Source organism: Mesorhizobium sp. M1A.F.Ca.IN.020.03.2.1, from assembly GCF_004023205.1.
In the GTDB taxonomy this organism is placed as follows: Bacteria; Pseudomonadota; Alphaproteobacteria; order Rhizobiales; family Rhizobiaceae; genus Mesorhizobium.
In genome coordinates this window covers 38768-55859 of record NZ_RZSV01000002.1, presented here as the reverse complement: position 1 = coordinate 55859, position 17092 = coordinate 38768, and the positions used below count along the sequence as shown (strand labels likewise).

Annotated in this window: 17 protein-coding genes and 2 pseudogenes; all 19 read right to left on the bottom strand. The window is 59.2% G+C overall.

Annotated elements, in window-relative coordinates; all coding sequences use genetic code 11:
• Nucleotides 1-294, bottom strand: a 294-nt coding sequence (gene fdxB / locus EOA79_RS00800) for a ferredoxin III, nif-specific (RefSeq protein WP_206518522.1), incomplete at its 3' end; no start/stop codon positions are given.
• Nucleotides 291-494 (bottom strand): CCE_0567 family metalloprotein, encoded by a 204-nt coding sequence (locus tag EOA79_RS00795; protein ID WP_063169367.1) that lies wholly within the window; start codon nt 492-494, stop codon nt 291-293. The genes fdxB (EOA79_RS00800) and EOA79_RS00795, both read right to left, overlap by 4 nt.
• 46 nt (nt 495-540) lie before the next feature.
• Nucleotides 541-977: pseudogene (locus tag EOA79_RS00790) on the bottom strand (DUF269 domain-containing protein).
• 324 nt (nt 978-1301) lie between these two features.
• A complete protein-coding gene (locus EOA79_RS00785) occupies nt 1302-2459 on the bottom strand; it encodes a TlpA disulfide reductase family protein (protein ID WP_063170386.1) in 1158 nt (385 codons plus the stop codon).
• Nucleotides 2460-3058: 599 nt separating this feature from the next.
• Nucleotides 3059-4072: a 1-aminocyclopropane-1-carboxylate deaminase gene (locus EOA79_RS00780; protein ID WP_024505903.1), complete on the bottom strand. Its 1014-nt coding sequence runs from the start codon at nt 4070-4072 to the stop codon at nt 3059-3061.
• 236 nt (nt 4073-4308) lie between these two features.
• Nucleotides 4309-4500 (bottom strand): exopolysaccharide production repressor protein, encoded by a 192-nt coding sequence (locus tag EOA79_RS33355; protein ID WP_127230899.1) that lies wholly within the window; start codon nt 4498-4500, stop codon nt 4309-4311.
• 79 nt (nt 4501-4579) lie between these two features.
• Nucleotides 4580-4895, bottom strand: a pseudogene (fdxB, locus tag EOA79_RS00770) (ferredoxin III, nif-specific).
• Nucleotides 4892-5050, bottom strand: coding sequence for a CCE_0567 family metalloprotein (locus tag EOA79_RS00765; RefSeq protein WP_224571204.1), 159 nt, complete (start codon nt 5048-5050; stop codon nt 4892-4894). Before EOA79_RS00765 ends, fdxB (EOA79_RS00770) begins: the two are co-directional and overlap by 4 nt.
• 90 nt (nt 5051-5140) lie before the next feature.
• On the bottom strand, nt 5141-5584 hold the full coding sequence (locus EOA79_RS00760; protein ID WP_224571203.1) for a DUF269 domain-containing protein: 444 nt from the start codon (nt 5582-5584) through the stop codon (nt 5141-5143).
• Between the two features lie 320 nt (nt 5585-5904).
• Complete coding sequence (locus EOA79_RS00755; protein WP_063170388.1) at nt 5905-7050, bottom strand: TlpA disulfide reductase family protein; 1146 nt, start codon at nt 7048-7050, stop codon at nt 5905-5907.
• A 272-nt stretch (nt 7051-7322) separates the two neighbouring features.
• Nucleotides 7323-7703, bottom strand: a complete 381-nt coding sequence (locus tag EOA79_RS00750) for a hypothetical protein (protein WP_126080606.1) — start codon at nt 7701-7703, stop codon at nt 7323-7325.
• Between the two features lie 10 nt (nt 7704-7713).
• The gene (locus tag EOA79_RS00745) at nt 7714-9012 is read right to left on the bottom strand and encodes a SidA/IucD/PvdA family monooxygenase (protein WP_063169368.1); all 1299 of its coding nucleotides are present in this window, start codon (nt 9010-9012) and stop codon (nt 7714-7716) included.
• Nucleotides 9013-9854: 842 nt separating this feature from the next.
• Nucleotides 9855-10727 carry a universal stress protein gene (locus EOA79_RS00740; RefSeq protein WP_063169369.1) on the bottom strand — a complete coding sequence of 291 codons (873 nt, stop codon included), beginning with the start codon at nt 10725-10727 and terminating at the stop codon, nt 9855-9857.
• Between the two features lie 95 nt (nt 10728-10822).
• Nucleotides 10823-11638, bottom strand: a complete 816-nt coding sequence (locus EOA79_RS00735) for a response regulator transcription factor (RefSeq protein ID WP_063169370.1) — start codon at nt 11636-11638, stop codon at nt 10823-10825.
• Nucleotides 11635-12114, bottom strand: coding sequence for a NifX-associated nitrogen fixation protein (locus EOA79_RS00730; protein ID WP_024505267.1), 480 nt, complete (start codon nt 12112-12114; stop codon nt 11635-11637). The genes EOA79_RS00735 and EOA79_RS00730 overlap by 4 nt, the downstream gene beginning before the upstream one ends.
• 16 nt (nt 12115-12130) lie before the next feature.
• Nucleotides 12131-12628, bottom strand: coding sequence for a nitrogen fixation protein NifX (gene nifX / locus EOA79_RS00725; protein ID WP_063169371.1), 498 nt, complete (start codon nt 12626-12628; stop codon nt 12131-12133).
• Entirely contained in the window at nt 12625-13977 is a 1353-nt protein-coding gene (gene nifN, locus EOA79_RS00720; RefSeq protein ID WP_024505265.1) for a nitrogenase iron-molybdenum cofactor biosynthesis protein NifN, read from the bottom strand. Before nifN ends, nifX begins: the two co-directional genes overlap by 4 nt.
• 8 nt (nt 13978-13985) lie before the next feature.
• Nucleotides 13986-15470 (bottom strand): nitrogenase iron-molybdenum cofactor biosynthesis protein NifE, encoded by a 1485-nt coding sequence (gene nifE, locus EOA79_RS00715; protein ID WP_024505264.1) that lies wholly within the window; start codon nt 15468-15470, stop codon nt 13986-13988.
• Nucleotides 15471-15531: 61 nt separating this feature from the next.
• A complete protein-coding gene (gene nifK, locus EOA79_RS00710; RefSeq protein WP_024505263.1) occupies nt 15532-17073 on the bottom strand; it encodes a nitrogenase molybdenum-iron protein subunit beta in 1542 nt (513 codons plus the stop codon).
• Between the last annotated feature and the right edge of the window lie 19 nt (nt 17074-17092).

Here is a 17092-nt window from a genome sequence, read left to right as displayed (position 1 = left end):
AACATGCGTCTGGCAGTTCTTGGGGCAGACGCGGCCGCAGGCTCCGCAGCCTATGCAGCGGCCGGCATCATCGACAACCATGATCATGCGATTGAGCTTGCCGTCGAAATCGTCGTCCTCGTCATCGCAGGGGCCGAGGATTTCACCCGCATCATCAACGCCGTGAAGATGCATGACATCGCGCGAGCAGACCTTGAAACAACGGCAGCAGCCGATGCAGGTCTTGCTATCGATGGAGGTCAGGTACGACGGCATCCAAATGGAGCCGTCACGGGTGGTGAATGTGCGCATCATCCTAAATTCTTCATTGAAGCGAGTTCTCTCTTGGCAACATCCAACTCGGCATAAACGGCTTGGGTTTTCTCGGCGACTTCCTGTATGTCGGCCCACTTGCCCGGCAGACCCTCGACAAGGTCCTGCAATGCCATCTTGGCAATAGCTGCACGCAACTGGAGCTTTCGGACTTTCTTCCTCATCTTATCTAGGTCTGACATAGATCCTTCCTGGAACAATGGTTTTGTTGATGCGCTCCATCTCGGGCTAGGCTTCAATGGCTGCAGTCGCATCGTCGACCAGTTTCGTACCGGCCTCAGCAAGTTTGCGGAAAGTCTCGAAGCCGAACCGGTGGACGTCTCGACAGAACGCCCAACCGCTGGAAGCCCGCAGGGGCTTCATTCCAATTATTGGCGACGTCGACACGCCGGAGCGCTCCTCGATCGCAAGCGCTACGGCGGTGTAAACATGTCGAGCCTCCACAGCGCGTCAGGATCGGGATCGCCGCCAAAGGGTACCGCACGTTGCTGTTGCTTGGTGATGATGAACTCGGCCAGCAGCTCGGCATCCGAATGGCCTTCCCATAAGCCGAAGGAATCCTGAGTACGAATGAGCCGCAGGAGGCATTTGACGAACGGGGAAGCAAGGGCCTCGTCGTCATTGTTGACAGCAGGGCCAACCGGAGGAATTTCGTTGTTCGTCATTTCAGTCTTCGTCTTCGAGGTACGATTTCCTTTTCCTGCGATGCCCACTCCGGGTCCGCTTGCGTGGCCGACGAATGGCTTGGGCGGGCCAACCCCAAGAGTGCCCCGTGGCCGACCTCGACATGTCCACGAGTGCGAGACCTGCGGCGCGAATTCGCGGCGCACATCGTCTGCGCCGCGATCCGACCGGTGGTCAACGCAATTGAAATCCAACCTTCCGCAAGCCGCCGCCCTGCTGCATCGACATACTTGCTGCGAAGAGAGCTTCGATGGGCGGATTGGCCAGTGTTCAATTCCAATTGTCAGTCCCTTCGCGATTCTTGCTCAGGAAGTGACTTCGTTTTGAGTTTCGGGTGCCTTCTTTTGCGGAGCCACACAAAGATCCGCGTGACAGGCAGGCTCACCCGTGTAGTTGGCCAGTGCTTCGAGCAATGGGGTAAGATAGTACTGTTTGGTGTGGTCCGGAATTGGCCCCAGCCGGTCCACCGATTTCAGTGCCACCTCGATCAACTCGATTGCGCGATCTTTGTTGCCGCTCTCGTAATAATACTGAGCTACCGGGAGGTACCGGAGGTATTTAAACGGGCCATCGCCGTTCGGGGGATTGAGTGCCAGTATCTGTTCCGAGAGCTCGTTGCCCATCGCAAAGCGCTCCGCGCGCGGAAGATGGGAATTGTCCATCGTGGGATCGAAGAGTTGGTTGAGGGCCAAGGCCATCCACGACACCGCGTCGGACGTTTTGTCGATCGCGTCCTCGACCAATTCTCGCATGACCGGCATGCCGGTCTTGATGTCGCGCAGCTTGTGAAGCAGAAGATCCGCATGAATCTGCCGGAACTCACAAGAGTCTGGCATCAAGGCGAGGCCTTCTTCGATGGCCAAGAGCGCCGCCGTCCAATCCTCGGCCTGCATCGCCGGCTCAAGTTTGGCGTATATCGGCCCGGTAAGCGACATTTCGCGCGCTGCAAGTTGGTTATGCGCGATGCGCTTTGCATCGGCGGCTTTCGCTTCATAGCTGCTGCGCCAGCTGCCGTTAAGGACTTTCGGCAAAACGTCATCGAGTTCCGCCGGGTGGCCGATAAAAGCGATGTGGCCGTCGCGGTCGACCACGAACGAGGTGGGAATCCCAATCGAAGAGCTGGGATCCATCCAGAGCTTGTTCATTTCGCCAATGTAATCGAACCCGATACGATAATTCAGATTCGGGAACTCCTCGGTCAGCCAGGCATCCACGTTGGTCCGCGCCTCGTCTGCGGTAGGACCCTGTTCGCAGGCGGCAACTCCGACCGCCTCAAATCCGCTGCCTTCATATTTCTCCTGCAGTTCGATCAAATGGGGCATGGCGTCGACACATGGTCCGCACCAAGTCGCCCAAAACTCAACGAGGTAGACCTTGCCGGGCCGAAAGTTCGTGAGGGGCTCGCCACGCAGCCAGTTCTCCACTTTGATCGCAGGAGCCGGGGACCCCATACGCAGTTCCATCTTGGTGTCCAAAGTCATTCCACACCTTTCGTCTCTTTTGTCGCGGAATATTTTCCAGTCAAAATCGGACACGGTCTCGAGGGCATCGCTCCCTCTGGCTTGCTTCAGCGAAGCTCTCACCGTGTTGCCGCACATCAAGCTGCAACGGAGGTGCCAATTCCCTCAGCTCCGGTAAGCGGCGGGAAATGCTTTGAAATTCTCCACGAGGCCAAATGCGGCCGATTGTCGTGAACCCGACATGTCTTCTGCCGCTGTCGGGTTTCGCCCTATCACTCTTGAGAGCTTGGACGGCTCGCCTGTGATTAGACTGGCCTCGGCCCTCGAGCAGTGGCAGTTTGGCGCCAGTTCGAAAGCGCGAACTCGCCGGCTTGGTCCTCGTGCCGCCACCGCCGCGTGTGGATTCTTGCCCCGGAGTCAAAATTCGCCTCGCGGTTGCCAACGGCGGCATGCGCTCAATGCGCGTGGCGTTGAGCACCGACAGCACGTAATGGTACCAATTAGTGGATGCCCGTCGCTGCCTCCACTTCTCCAGCCAAGCGCTCGAACGACGCTACCTACCCACGTTCGAGCGCGACCGCGGAATCGCAGACTGCCGAACGTCAGCCGTTGCGAAAGGTGTAGCCGTACCCGTTGATCGCCGGTGCGCCGCCTAGATGTGCGTAGAGGACCCTCGATCCCTGTGGAAAGAAGCCCCTCTGGACGAGGTCGATCATCCCTTGCATCGATTTGCCCTCGTAAACGGGGTCCGTAATCATGCCCTCGAGCCGCGCGCACAAACGGATTGCCTCTTTGGTTTCCTCCGATGGAACGCCATAACCCGGGTACGCGTAGTCCATGAACAACACCACGTCTGCCTCGACAATTTCCGCTCCGAGGTGGACGAGCTTCGCTGTATTTTGGGCGATGCCAAGCACCTGCGCCTTGGTCTTGGCGGGCATGGCGGAGGCATCGATACCGATCACGTTGCGCTGTCGACCATCCTTGGCGAACCCGACGAGCATGCCGCCGTGGGTTGAACCAGTCACCGTACAGACGACGATATAGTCGAAGGCAAACCCAAGCTGCTCTTCCTGGGCACGCACCTCCTCAGCGAACCCCACATAGCCCAGGCCGCCGTATTTGTGGACAGAGGCGCCGGCAGGTATCGCATATGGCCTGCCGCCCCTTGCCTTGACTTCATAAAGTGCCTTTTCCCAGCTGCGGCGGATGCCGATGTCAAAGCCCTCGTCAACCAGGCGCACCTCTGCCCCCATGATGCGGCTCAAGAGGATATTGCCGACCCGGTCGTAGACAGCATCATCATGTGGGACCCAGCTCTCCTGGACCAGGAGGCATTTCATGCCGATCTTGGCGGCGACCGCAGCGACCATGCGCGTATGGTTGGACTGCACGCCACCGATTGTGACGAGCGTATCGGCATCTGACGCGATCGCGTCGGGCACAATGTATTCGAGCTTGCGCAGCTTGTTTCCGCCGAACGCGAGACCGGAGTTGCAGTCCTCGCGTTTGACGTAGATTTCCACCTTGTCGCCCAGATGCTTGCCGAGGCGGTCGAGCCTCTCGATCGGCGTGGGTCCAAAGGTGAGCGGATAACGTTCGAATTTTTCCAGCATGCTATCTCCAGCAAAAAAGTACCTGAACCTGCTACGCACCGGTCAGCCCAGGGGTATGGTCGCGTGTTAGCCGAACACAGATTCCCTATACGATCAGCTCAGTCATCAGAGGGTGACCAAAATTGGTGTGGGTCTGAGCACTGATCCTGTCATCCGCGCATCAAAGCAGCAGCACATGCTGGGCATTCGACCAAGCCGGGACACAGCTGAAAATTGCATTCCGCAGTTGATCAGAGTCAGACGACTGGTACCCGAGCTTTCCTGTAACCATCGGCATGCTGGCCCCTGTGGCGAGTTCCACGAGCGCGGCTAGAGGACTGCCAGATCAGAAAGAGCACGCGGCCGAAGTAGCCGGCCTGAAGCAGCAGCGAACAGGCCAGCGTCGTGACGACTGCCACACGGAGCGAATCCAAAGCGAAGTAAACCATCGACGCATTGCTGCACAGGACCAGCCCCACGAGCCGACAAAAAGATGAAGTGCACGCCGCTCCCCTGGTTTTCGCCAGATCATGTTGCGAGCTCGTCGGCCGGAACATGCGTCTGGCAGTTCTTGGGGCAGACGCGGCCGCAGGCTCCGCAGCCTATGCAGCGGCCGGCATCATCGACAACCATGATCATGCGATTGAGCTTGCCGTCGAAATCGTCGTCCTCGTCATCGCAGGGGCGAGGATTTCACCCGCATCATCAACGCCGTGAAGATGCATGACATCGCGCGAGCAGACCTTGAAACAACGGCAGCAGCCGATGCAGATTTGCTATCGATGGAGGTCAGGTACGGCGGCATCCAAATGGAGCCGTCACGGGTGGTGAATGTGCGCATCATCCTAAATTCTTCATTGAAGCGAGTTCTCTCTTGGCAACATCCAACTCGGCATAAACGGCTTGGGTTTTCTCGGCGACTTCCTGTATGTCGGCCCACTTGCCCGGCAGACCCTCGACGAGGTCCTGCAATGCCATCTTGGCAATAGCTGCACGCAACTGGAGCTTTCAGACTTTTTTCCTCATCCTATCTAGGTCTGACATAGATCCTTCCTGGAACAATGGTTTCTTGATGCGCTCCATCTCGGGCTAGGCTTCAATGGCTGCAGTCGCATCGTCGACCAGTTTCGTACCGGCCTCAGCAAGTTTGCGGAAAGTCTCGAAGCCGAACCGGTGGACGTCTCGACAGAACGCCCAACCGCCGGAAGCCCCCACGGGTTTCATTTCTATTGTCGGCGACGTCGACACGCCGGAGCGCTCCTCGATCGCAAGCGCTACGGCGGTGTAAAACATGTCGAGCCTCCACAGCGCGTCAGGATCGGGATCGCCGCCAAAGGGTACCGCACGTTGCTGTTGCTTGGTGATGATGAACTCGGCCAGCAGCTCGGCATCCGAATGGCCTTCCCATAAGCCGAAGGAATCCTGAGTACGAATGAGCCGCAGGAGGCATTTGACGAACGGGGAAGCAAGGGCCTCGTCGTCCCCGTGGACAGCAGGGCCAACCGGTTCATGAGGAATTTCGCTTTTCCCCAATTTCAGTACTCCTCTTGAAGGACGATCTCTTTTTCTGCGATGTGTGGTTCGGGCGCTTGCGTGGGCGGGGAATGGCTTGGGCGAGCCGATCCCACGCAACAGTGTCCCGTGGCCGACCTCGAGCACGTCCACCAATGCGAGACCTTTCACCGCGGCGCGAACGCCTGCGCCGCGGTTCGACCCGAGGTAAACGCAATGGAAATTCCACCTGCCGCAAGCCGCGCACTTTTGCGGCATCGACGTTATTGCTGCGAAGTGCGCCTGGGCGGGCGGATTTGCCGGTGTTCAATTCCAATTGTCATGCCCTTCGCGATCCTTGCTCAGGAAGTGACAGCGTTTTGAGTTTCGGAAGTCTTGTTTTGCGGAGCCACACAGAGACCCGCGTGACAGGCAGGCTCACCCGTGTAGTTGGCCAGGGCTTGGAGCAACGAGGTGAGGTAGCGCTGTTTGGTTTGGTCCGGCACTGGCTCCGAATGGTCCAGCGATTTGATTGCCACCTCGATCAACTCGATCGCCCGGTCCTTGTTGCCGCTCTCGTAATAATACTGAGCGACCGGAAAGTAACACCCGAATTTAAAGTCTCCATCGCCTTGCGGAGGATTAAGTTCCAGGATCTGTTCGGAGAGCTCCTTGCCCATCGCAAAGCGATCATCATGCGGAAGATGGGAGTTGTCGATCGTGGGATGGAAGAGTTGGTTCAGCGCCATCACCACCCAAGACATCGCTTCGAACTTTTTGTTGATCGCGTCCTCGACCAATTCGCGCATAAGCGGCAAGCCGGTTTTGATGTCGCGCAGCTTGTGAAGCAGAATATCCGCATGAACCCGCCGAAAATCAAAAGAGTCTGGCATCACGGCGAGGCCTTCTTCGATGGCCAATAGTGCCGCTGCCCAATCCTCGTCCTGCATCGCCGGCCCAAGTTTGGCGTATATCGGCTGACTCAGCGACGATTCGCGCACACGCGAGATTCGCTTTGCATCGACGGCTTTCGCTTCATAGCTGCTGCGCCAGCTGCCGTTAAGGACTTTCGGCAAAACGTCATCGAGAGGTGCCGGGTGGCCGATATAAGCGATGTGGCCGTCGCGGTCGACCACGAACGAGGTGGGAATCCCGAACGAAGAGCTGGGTTCCAGCCAGAGCTTTTTCATTTCGCCAGTGCAATCGAACGCTGTCCGATAATTCAGATTCGGGAACTTCTCGGTCAGCCAGGCATCCACGTTGGTCCGCGCTTCGTCCGCGGTTGCAGCCTTTTCGCAAGCTGCGACTCCGATAATCTCAAATCCGCTGTCTTTATATTTCTCCTGCAGTTCGATCAAATGGGGCATGGCGTGGACACATGGTCGGCACCAAGTCGCCCAAAATTCAACGAGGTAGACCTTGCCGGGCCGAAGGCTCGTGAGGGGCTCGCCACGCAGCCAGTTCTCCACTTTCAGCGCAGGAGCCGGGGACCCCATACGCAGTTCCATCTTGGTGTCCAAAGTCATTCCACACCTTTCGTCTCTTTTGTCGCGGAATATTTTCCAGTCAAAATCGGACACGGTCTCGAGGGCATTGCTCCCTCTCGCTTGCTTCAGCGGAGCTCTCACCGTGTTGCCGCACATCAAGCACGGCAAAGGGCATGCCAACCCTTCTTAGCTTCGGCAAGCGCCGGTACCGCCTTGAATAAGCGAGCCCTAACACGGCCAGCTGACGTTAACCTGAATGTCGGCTTTCGACGGCTCACCTTAGCGGCTGCCGTTTAGGAAGGTGAGAGTTTGGCTGGCCCGCTGGCGATAAGACCGGCTTCGGCGTCCTGGAGTAGTCGCACTTCGGCGATGGGGTCGAAAGTGCGGGAGAGGCTCGGTACCCTTGCAGCCACCGCCGCATGTGGCCCGGCGTCATAATTCGCGTCGCGGTTGCCAACGGCGGCGTTGGGCTCGATCCACGTGGCGTTGAGCCCGACAGCACGTAAAGCTGCATCGTGATTGAATGCCCTTTGCTGTTTCACGCCAAGCAGGAGTCGCGCGACGCTACCTTGCTCAAGCGCGAGCAGAGCGATCTGACGCCGTAGGAATATTGCTCGTCCCGCTTTTGCCGCCAGAGGCGGAAATCTTTCCTGAATGCCACCGCCGATCATCAATATCGACGAATCATATCCCGCTGCCCATTTGTTCGACTCCGAGGTCGGGCCAGCACTCCGTCAAGGGACGGTTGATGAACCCTAGATGCTCGGGATTGGCGCATGGCGCGCGCCGCAGAAGGCTGTCAAGGATGCGGCGCGCTCGCCAGGCCAGCAGCCCAAAGTTCGGATCAGCCAGCCCGCGCTGTCCAAGGCAGGCGTTCTGAACGAAAAGGCGTCGGTCTCGCGGTCCGTCCCAGTACACCGAAAAATCCTCGCCGATGGCGAGCTCATTGCCGATCTGTTCGAGGCGATCTGCGATCGGTTCTAGGAAACCCGGCAGCGGTTTCTCGTACCCGGTGGCCAGGATGACGATATCGGCGGTTACTTCTCCGATGTTGTCCAAGCCGCGTTGCAGCGTGAGCCTGTGCCCTGCTCCGGCATTGATGCAGCGCGACACGTTGCAACTTGGCCGCAATGTGATCTCGCATTGGTGTGGCTCGAGAAAGGCGTGGTGGTAGAGCGCCTGATAGACCGCGCGCAACTTGCTTTCTGAAATGCCCTCGGAGGCAAGCGCGAAACGCCGCAGGAACAGCTGTCGATGCACCTCGCTCATCGCAGCAAAACGATCCGAGAAGCATGGCGTGAACAGCCCGTTTGTGAACGCGTGGTCGTCGAAAGGCATCTCGCGCGTCAAGACCCATGTGATCGCCGCGGGCCGCCGTTCTTTCGGCCGGCCGACAAGGTGCAGTAGCAGCTCGGCTCCCGACTGTCCGCCGCCAACAACGCAGACATGCTTTTTTTGCACCTCAGGATTGATGTGGGCCAACTCAGATGAGTGGAACAGGTTGGGTCCAGTCCAGCCATGAAACTGAGGCGGAATTTGCGCCTGCTTGCCTATGTCGATGACGAGGTTTCTTGCATCAAGGACCGCGTTGTCCGTCCGCACGCGAAACTCGCCGTCAAAGCGGATTTCGCGAACGGCCTCGCCGCCACGGACAAGCGGATTCTTCTGGAACGCCCAGTTGAGATATTGGGCGAACTCGGCTCTAAGCACCCCGTGAAATTGCGCATTGAGGAAATTGTAAAGACGCCCGTTCTCGTGGAGGTAGTTTACGAATGTGTAGGCTGATCGCGGATTGACCAGAGTAACCAGATCCTGGAAGTGGCCGACCTGGAGCTCCGCGCAATCGAAAGCGCTGCCTGGATGTCCTCGGAAATCGACCTCCCGGTCCAGGAACAGTGCCCCTTGCGCAATCTCTTCCTGTATCTGACACGCAAGGCTCAAATTAGATGGTCCAGCACCCACACCAATACAAAAGAGGTCCACTTATCCTTACTCCTCTAGGAGTGTTTTCCAACTCAGCGGCATGTTGACGTCGATTGCCGGGCATTGAGCAATGCGAACCTCACAGGCATGCTTGAGCCGCGGTCCCGACTGAGAGGACAGCAAAAGCGTGTGCCGCCTTCCAGGTCTTGGGCTCAATGTCGGCGGCATCGACAGCGGCGCGGCGTGATCCGAACCCAAGAGCAGAAGGAAAGTGTGTGATGCTGTCGCGCGGCTCTTCCGGATCTTACGGCGGCTTCTAGCGCCGGCCTCCACCCCAGGAGTGGCTGTTTCCCTGCCACGACGGAAGCGGCTCTTTCTTTCGAGGGGCGTAACCATGGATAACGGCTCTTAATGCTTTCGGAGACTCCCATGCATGCGGCGTGCCGGATAAAGACCTGTCAAACCAACGAGTTCGCGCAGTTCCAGCTCGTCTGGAATCCGACATTGTCGCACGCCCGACGATCGGGCAGGGGAAGCTCCGCGGCAGCGGCCCTTGCACACCGCAGGCTGACAGGGACAGCCGCCGATTTGACGCGCGTCCGGGTACTGATAAGGGGCCTTCCAACAGGGTTCGCGCACGAGGCGGGGTCTCCTGGTACACCCGCCCTGTGGCTTGGCTGCGGTCTGCTGCAGCCGTTCGTCTTTACTGCCCGTTGCGGACGATCTCGCACGAGTTGGTTCACGAGAGCGTCGTGAAGCAGTCGAGGCGTCCGGTTTGGCTCTGACAAGCGTCGCAAGATGTTCGCGGATCCAGCCATGTCTCCGCAATCCGACCGGTAACCGACGACGACTTCGGACTGGTTGGCGGTCCTACGACCTGATCGGTGTTCCTACGGAGCTGATCAGCGAGCCAAAAACAGCGGCAATGTGGTCTTCCCAAAGCTCCAGCTCGGCGGACCGCCGAAAATCCGCTCACGCAGCCCACGGCTGCCATAAGCACCCATAACCATCATGTCAGCACAGATGTCGTTCGCGTGCTGGGTCAGCACTGTGCCCGCCGATTTGCCGGCGCTCTTAAGCAGGTCAACGGAGACCCGAGCACCGTGCCGAGTAAGATAGGCAGCGATGTCAGCTCCAGACTGCGCGCCTTTCCCGTTGTTTTGCGCCTTTGGATCGACCATAGCGACACAGACTTCCTTGGCAGCGGATAGGATACTAAGAGCTTCCCGAACCGCACGCGAGGCCTCTACACGCGAATCCCAGCCGACCAGCACGCGTCGAGGCGACAGCGTCGCCTTAACGCCCTTCGGCACGATGAGCACCGGCTTTCCGCTATCGAACAAGCAGCCGTTGACAACAGGAGGTCCGAGAGTCTCATCGTTGAGGAGGTCTCCTCCAACGATCGTCAGGTCAGCGCAGAGCGCCCGCTGTCGTGCCACTTCACCGAGGCTAGCCGGATCGCAATAGTCGGTGTCAACGTCACAGGAAAGCGACATAGCTTTCAGCCTTTTGAGGATATCCGCGGACCGTCTTTCCATTCTGGTCACGTCCTGTGAAAATTTCTCGATTTGCTGAAATCGATAGTTCGGTACTGCAATTGCCTGTGCACGTCCTGTATTCCATTCGGGGGGCGGAGACGACATCAAGAGCAATGGAGGCGGTATAATGAGTACCGATAGGTGCGCGCCGACCTCGGCACACAGTCCGGCAGCTGTTGTGAGGTCCTCATCAGAATGATCAGCACCCGTCACACTGAATATGCTTTTAAATTCCATTTGCCTGCTTCTCCTGGTCTTCGTTAGGAGCGCCTCAAAGCGGCAACACCGCTCTCAGGAGGAAGAGAGAGCGGCACCACGTTCGATCACCGATTTCAGTCGTCCGGCTTCTCGAGCGAGTAGCCGGCCGACCTGACGGTGCGAATGACGCTGCCGGGCAAGGCCGTTTTCAGCGCCCTCCTGATTCGGCTGATATGGACATCGACGGTGCGTGCACCGACATGAATGTTGGGCAGCCAGGCCGCCCCGATAAGCTCGTCCCGGCTGAAGACCTTGCCGGGGGCCTCAATCATAAGCCGCAGCACGTTGAAATCGATCCGTCCGAGATGGATGTCGTGGCCATTACCGCGAACCCGATGGGCATCGAGCTTCATCTCCAGGCCTCCACAACAAATCCAACTGTCGTTTTCAACCCCGTTCGGACCACGCTTGGTCAGCCCGAGCCTCGCCCGCAGGCAGTCGAGCAGCTTGGCCGGAGCCACCGGCCGCACAAAGCTCTCAACGCCTGCCTTCAAGAGATCGAGGTGCTGGTGCTCGGCGCCAGGCGCGATCAGGGCGATGATAGGCAGGTCGGTGGTGCGCGGTTCCCGCTTGAGGTGGGCGCAAATTGCGGACCCGTTTATGCTGGCTGGGTCGCAATCCAGCACTACGGCCTGAAGCTCCCGTTGTTCGGCCAAGGCCAGCGCAGCCTTCGCGCCGTCTGCCGTCTCACTGCTGAAACCGTCAACCTCCAGTATGTGGCTGTAGAGCAGATAGAACTCGGCATCTTGCGAGCAGATCAGGACCAGCGGCTTCTTCATCGGCGATACCCCAACAACCTGGTCGGCCTCGAGTCCCTGGATCGAGGGGACTGGCCAACATAGTTTCTCGGGTCCGTCATGATGGCCTTTCTCGAAAATCGCGCCCATCATGCCAGCGCCACGTGGGGAAAGGTTTCGATGACTGAAATCGCATCGTCGACCAGCTTCGTACCGGCCGTGGCGAGCTTCAGGAGCGTCTCGAAGCCAAACCGGTGGACATCGCGCAGCGTTTTGGACAAAACGACCAGCCGTCCGGTCGTGAAAAGCACCCGACCAAAACCCTCATGGCTCACCTGGATCATCGGCGATGCCATAAGGCCGCAGCGCTCCTCGATCGCAAGCCCGATGGCGGCGTAGTACTTGTCGAGCCTCCACAGCACGTCGGGATCGGGATCTCCGATGATTGGGATCCCTCGGCGCTGTTCCTTGGTAATGATGAAGTCGCCCAGCAGCTCAGCGTCCGCTTTGCGTTCCCACGAGCCATAGGAATCCTGAGAACGGATCAGCCGCACGAGGCATTTGACGAACGGGGTGCAAAGAGCCGCCTCGTCTTCGGCGACAGCTGGGGGGATTGCGGGGTCAGGCATTGGCGTCCTCCTCTTTTCAGTCCTCGTCCTCGAAGGACGGTTTCTTTTCGGCAATGCCCGCTCGCGCCAGCACCTTGCGCAGCCAAGGCGGAGGACACGTCCTGAGCATCATCTGCGTGCGCAAGAGCACCTGTGGGATCGATTGGGGCTCCGCCACTTTGATCGGGTGGATTTTTGCCGCGACAAGCTTGGCTGCCGAAGGGCCGCCAATTGCCAGACAAAACAGGATCTGACAGCCCTTGAGCGCATCCACCTTTGGCGTGATGCGATCATCGCGCTCGGCCCGATGCTCCCCGCTTTCATCGGACACGTCATCGAAGGCCACGGCTTCTACGAGATTCCATTCCTCGCGCGTCACGTCGTAGACAGCAAAGCGCCTGGCCGACCCGAAATGGGCGTTGAGGTCCTGCATGTCCTGAGTGGCGATCGCAACGCGCAATGCGCCCTTACGTCGTTCAGGCATCGGGGCGAAAACCTCACTACTGACCAGCGAGAGGCGGCGAACAGCGTTCATCGTGATATTTCTCGATTACGGAGTGGATCAAGCGCCTCAGGAGTGGGCGCGTGTTGGTTGGCCTGGAAGATGCTGGCGACCTCGAAGATCATGTCGCGGGTGCCCTGATAGAGAATTGCGAGCTTGTGCTGGCTGCCTAGTCGATCGAAGACCGGGAACCCGATGCGCATGAGCGGAATTCGGAGCCGCTCCGATGCTTGGCGCCCGTGCGAATGCGTGACAAGCAGGTCAGCACCGACGGCAAGACTTTCCAGATCGCCGAGATCGCCGATCTGAACCGAAACCGCCGGGACTTTCTCGAGAATTTTAGACCTGTCGGTCGTTGTGACGGCCGCGGCTATCTCGGAGCCGAGGCCAGCAAAGAAGGTCGCAAGTTGGAACAGCTGGTCTGGTTCGGCAGCGATGGCAATTTTCTTGCCGCCGAAATGGAAATGTCCGTCGAGCATCGCGTCCTGCAATTGCGCCCGGCGCCGGCGCACGCGGGCCGGTACCGCCGCGCCCGAAATCGCAGACAGCAGCGACACGAAGCGGTCCGTGTCCTGCAGCCCAGTCAGTGACTGGAACAACACGTAAGGCACGCCGGTCAACCCGTGCAGCGCTTTCGCCGGGCGGCGCATGTGCTCACCGATGGCGATGCATTGCATGGCCGTGCCCAACTCGCGAATGTCTTCGACGCTGGTGCCGCCGTATGTGGTCGCTACCCAGCGGTCAGGAACCGTACCGTCGAGCGAGCCTGAAATGTCGGGCAGAATAACCGGCTTGAGCCCAAAGCTTTCAACCATGTCACGCATATGCTCGATGTCGGCGACAGTGAGGTTGCATCCGGGCAGGATCGCGATCTTCTTCGGCTGCCGCGCACGTTCGCCCGAGCCTGTAATCCCTTTGATCATTGCGGTGACTGCCTTGGCCCAGCCCTCTTCGATCGCGCCGTCAAAATCCGGCGTGTTGGCCAGCACGACCTCCGTACCCGCAAGCTCTTGCGTGTGCTTCAGCTTGATGTTCGCAATATCACTCGCGCAATCTTCGCCACGCGTCTCCACCAGCGCGGTCGTGCACACCCCGATCAGCTTTGGCTTCGTGCGGTTCTTGAGGTTGAGGATGGCTTCTTCAAGATGGTCGGCAGCGCCGAGGATGGTCGCCACCTCATCCATCGCTGTTGTCTGCAATGGAATCGTTTCTTTGAAGTGCCGTACGAAGAGCACGAGCGCGAAGCTTGTGCATCCCTGGCTGCCGTGGAACAGCGGCATCGCGCCGTCGACCCCAAGAAAGGCAAAGGCGGCACCCAGCGGCTGCGACGACTTCAGCGGGTTCACCGCCGCGGATTTGGTCTGGGGAAGGATGCGGGCCATCGGTCGCCTCAACACTCGCTGAACTCGTGTGCCGTCGCGCCGGCGAATTCATCGAACAGGTGCCCGGACTCCTTCTTCGTGCATGGCAGTTCGTCTTTTAGATCAGGCTGGCAATCCCACGGGGCCGGCTGGCGCACCTGAGACCAGACCGGATTGTGAATGGCGAGGTCGATCTGGCGTACGAGTTCCACCATGCCGGCATAGCCGGCATAAGGGTGCTGGCGCTCCTGGTTGATATCGAGCCAGGGCGTCTTGGCCTTGAGCGCAATGAATTGCGTGCGACCGCCCGACAGCATGATATCGGCCCTGTGTTCAGAGAGCATGGCGTACAGCTCGCGCGCAGCCATGTATTCGAACATATGCTTGTCGTGCTTGAGAACTTGTTTGATGCGCTCCTTGTCCTGCACCGTAGATTTCTTGACCGAGGTGCCGACGATCTCGATTCCGATCTCCATCAGCGCACGGACAACCGACCAGGACTTCACACCGCCTGTGTTGAGCAGCACGCGCTTGCCTTGGAGCCTTTGCCGGTAGGATTCGAGTTTCTTCCACGCGATCGCCTCCTGCTGCGCGATCAGCGTCTCCGTGCGCTCGAGGATCTCCGGATCGGCGCCCTTCCTCACCAGCAGCCTGACAAGGTTGCGAAGAGCTTGCGATGTGTCGGAGATGCCATAGAAGGAGCCCTCGAAGAACGGGATGTCCCAGCGCTCCTCCATCTTGCGGGCAAGACTGATCAGCGCGGTCGAGCACACGATCATTGCCGCCCGGGCGCGGTGCGCGGAAGCAATGTCGCGGTAACGCGCATCGCCGGGAATGCAGGCGCGCACCCGGATGCCGAGCCGATCGAGGAGCGGCTTTACAAGCCAGAATTCGCCCGAGAGGTTGAATTCGCCAAGGATGTTGATGTCGTAGGGCCCGGGGTCGTCGGGTTCGACCGTGCCGATGACATGATCGAGCAACGCCTCGGCGGCGAGCTTGTTGCCGAGGTTCTTGGAGCCTGCCAGGCCAGGCGCATTGATCGGCACCACGGCCAAACCGAACTTTTCCGTGGCGCGTTTGCACACGGCCTCGATGTCGTCACCGATCAGCGCCGTTACGCAAGTTGAGTAGACGAAGATCGCCGGCGGCGCGTATGTGTGCTTGATCTCGCGGATCGCCTTGAAGAGTTTCCGCTCGCCCTGCCCCATCACCAGGTCGAGTTCGGTGAGGTCGGTCGTGAAGCTTGTCCGCCACAAGGTCGGCCCTGACGAAACCGCACCACGGTTGTCCCAAGAATTGCCCTCGCAGGCGAGCGGCGCATGGACCAGATGCGCAACGTCGGTGATCGGCTGCAGGACGATCTTGGCTCCGTCAAAGGCGCAGCCGCCGGCTGCCGCACCTGGTGTCAGCGACTTCGAGCAGCCCTCCTTGCGCGCCTTGGCATCTTTGCCACGGTTCTTATCGCAGGCGGGCTCATCGAAGGCGTCCTTGATTTTGGCGCTGAGGGAGGACATCGCTCAGCCTCCCCAGTCCATTGGGCAAGGAATGGCCTCGGCGAAAAGCCGGCCACGGCTCTTAGCGCGTGAGGTCATAGGAATAATCCGTCACACCCGTCTCGCTCGTCTCGCGATCGAGTTTGTCGAAGATCTTGTCGAGGATCGTCGTCAGCACGCGCAACGCGCCCTGGTAGCCAAAGAGCGCAAAGCGGTGATGATGGTGCCGATCGAAGATCGGAAACATCAGCCGGATCAGCGGCGTTCCGGTGTCGCGCTCCAGGTACTTGCCGTAGGAATTGCCGATCAAAAGGTCCACCGGCTCGGTAAAGAGCAGCGAGCGCAGCGCCCACAGGTCCTTGCCCGCCCAAACCTGGGCAGCCTTGCCGAAAGGCGAGGATGCTAGCAGCTTCTTCAAATCGGCTTCCCATGCCGAGGTGCCATTGGTGGCGAGGCAATGGGTTGGCTCGCCGCCGGTCTCCATGACAAAGCGGGCCATTGCGTGAACGAAGTCGGGATCACCGTAGATGGCGTATTTCTTACCATGCAGCCAGGATTGGCTGTCCGCCATGGCGTCTACCAGTCGGCCGCGCTCGAGGCGAATTGCCTCGGGAATCTCCTTGCCGGAAATCGCCGCGACCTCCATCAGGAATTCGTCCGTCGCCTGAACGCCGAGCGGATAGTGGAACGAGGCCGTCGCCTGCCCGACCTCCTCGCAATAGCCCAGTGTCTTTCGGGTGTTGTGATGCTGCAGCGAAAGCGTTGCCTCGGCGTTGAGGGCCTTCTTCACCTCGTTGATCTTCGTGCCCCCGTCATACATGCGGTATTCACCGTCCGAAGGCGTATCGAACTGGTCAGAGGCATCCTGGATCAATGTATAGGACACGCCCATTACATCGAGCAGGCGCTTGAGCTCCCGGTTGTTGCCGACGCAGAAGCCGTCGAAGCCCGGAATGATGTTGATGGTTCCTTCGATTTGCGTACGCTCCTGACCTTTCCAGAAGTGCTCCAAAATGCCTTTGACCATGTTGTCATAGCCGTCGACATGACTGCCAACGAAGGCCGGGGTGTGGGCAAAGGGCACGTCGAAGTCGCGCGGGACTGAATCTTCGTCCTTGGCGTTCTGGATGAAGCTGTGCAGGTCGTCGCCAATGACCTCTGCCATACAGGTCGTCGACACGGCAATCATCTTGGGGTCGTAGAGCTGGTAGGTGTTGGCGAGCCCGTCGACCATGTTCTTCAGGCCGCCAAACACCGCCGCATCCTCGGTCATTGAGGAGGAGACCGCCGCGGCAGGCTCCTTGAAATGGCGCGACAGGTGCGAGCGGTAATAGGCGACGCAACCTTGGCTGCCGTGGACGAAGGACATGGTTCGCTCGAAGCCGGCGGCAGCGAATACCGCACCCAGCGGCTGGCAGGCCTTGGCCGGGTTCACGACAAGCGCTTTGCGGGCGAGGTTCTTTTCGCGGTATTCCCACGTCTGGGTGAAATCGCGCTGATCGGAAACGATTTCATCGGGGTGCGGACATTCGAAGTTTAGCTTCTTCTCAGCGAGCATCTTTCTGTATTCCGGCTCGCGGAACAGGGGAGCGTGATCGAGAATTTTTTCAGCCGACTGCGGCATGATGATTACCTCTTTTGCA

Coding starts and splice junctions, on each gene's coding strand:
- EOA79_RS00795 (WP_063169367.1), bottom strand. CDS start 494: ATGTCAGACCTAGATAAGATGAGGAAGAAAGTCCGAAAGCTCCAGTTG.
- EOA79_RS00785 (WP_063170386.1), bottom strand. CDS start 2,459: ATGGAACTGCGTATGGGGTCCCCGGCTCCTGCGATCAAAGTGGAGAAC.
- EOA79_RS00780 (WP_024505903.1), bottom strand. CDS start 4,072: ATGCTGGAAAAATTCGAACGTTATCCGCTCACCTTTGGACCCACGCCG.
- EOA79_RS33355 (WP_127230899.1), bottom strand. CDS start 4,500: ATGGTTTACTTCGCTTTGGATTCGCTCCGTGTGGCAGTCGTCACGACG.
- EOA79_RS00755 (WP_063170388.1), bottom strand. CDS start 7,050: ATGGAACTGCGTATGGGGTCCCCGGCTCCTGCGCTGAAAGTGGAGAAC.
- EOA79_RS00740 (WP_063169369.1), bottom strand. CDS start 10,727: ATGGAATTTAAAAGCATATTCAGTGTGACGGGTGCTGATCATTCTGAT.
- EOA79_RS00735 (WP_063169370.1), bottom strand. CDS start 11,638: ATGATGGGCGCGATTTTCGAGAAAGGCCATCATGACGGACCCGAGAAA.
- EOA79_RS00730 (WP_024505267.1), bottom strand. CDS start 12,114: ATGCCTGACCCCGCAATCCCCCCAGCTGTCGCCGAAGACGAGGCGGCT.
- nifX (WP_063169371.1), bottom strand. CDS start 12,628: ATGAACGCTGTTCGCCGCCTCTCGCTGGTCAGTAGTGAGGTTTTCGCC.
- nifN (WP_024505265.1), bottom strand. CDS start 13,977: ATGGCCCGCATCCTTCCCCAGACCAAATCCGCGGCGGTGAACCCGCTG.
- nifE (WP_024505264.1), bottom strand. CDS start 15,470: ATGTCCTCCCTCAGCGCCAAAATCAAGGACGCCTTCGATGAGCCCGCC.
- nifK (WP_024505263.1), bottom strand. CDS start 17,073: ATGCCGCAGTCGGCTGAAAAAATTCTCGATCACGCTCCCCTGTTCCGC.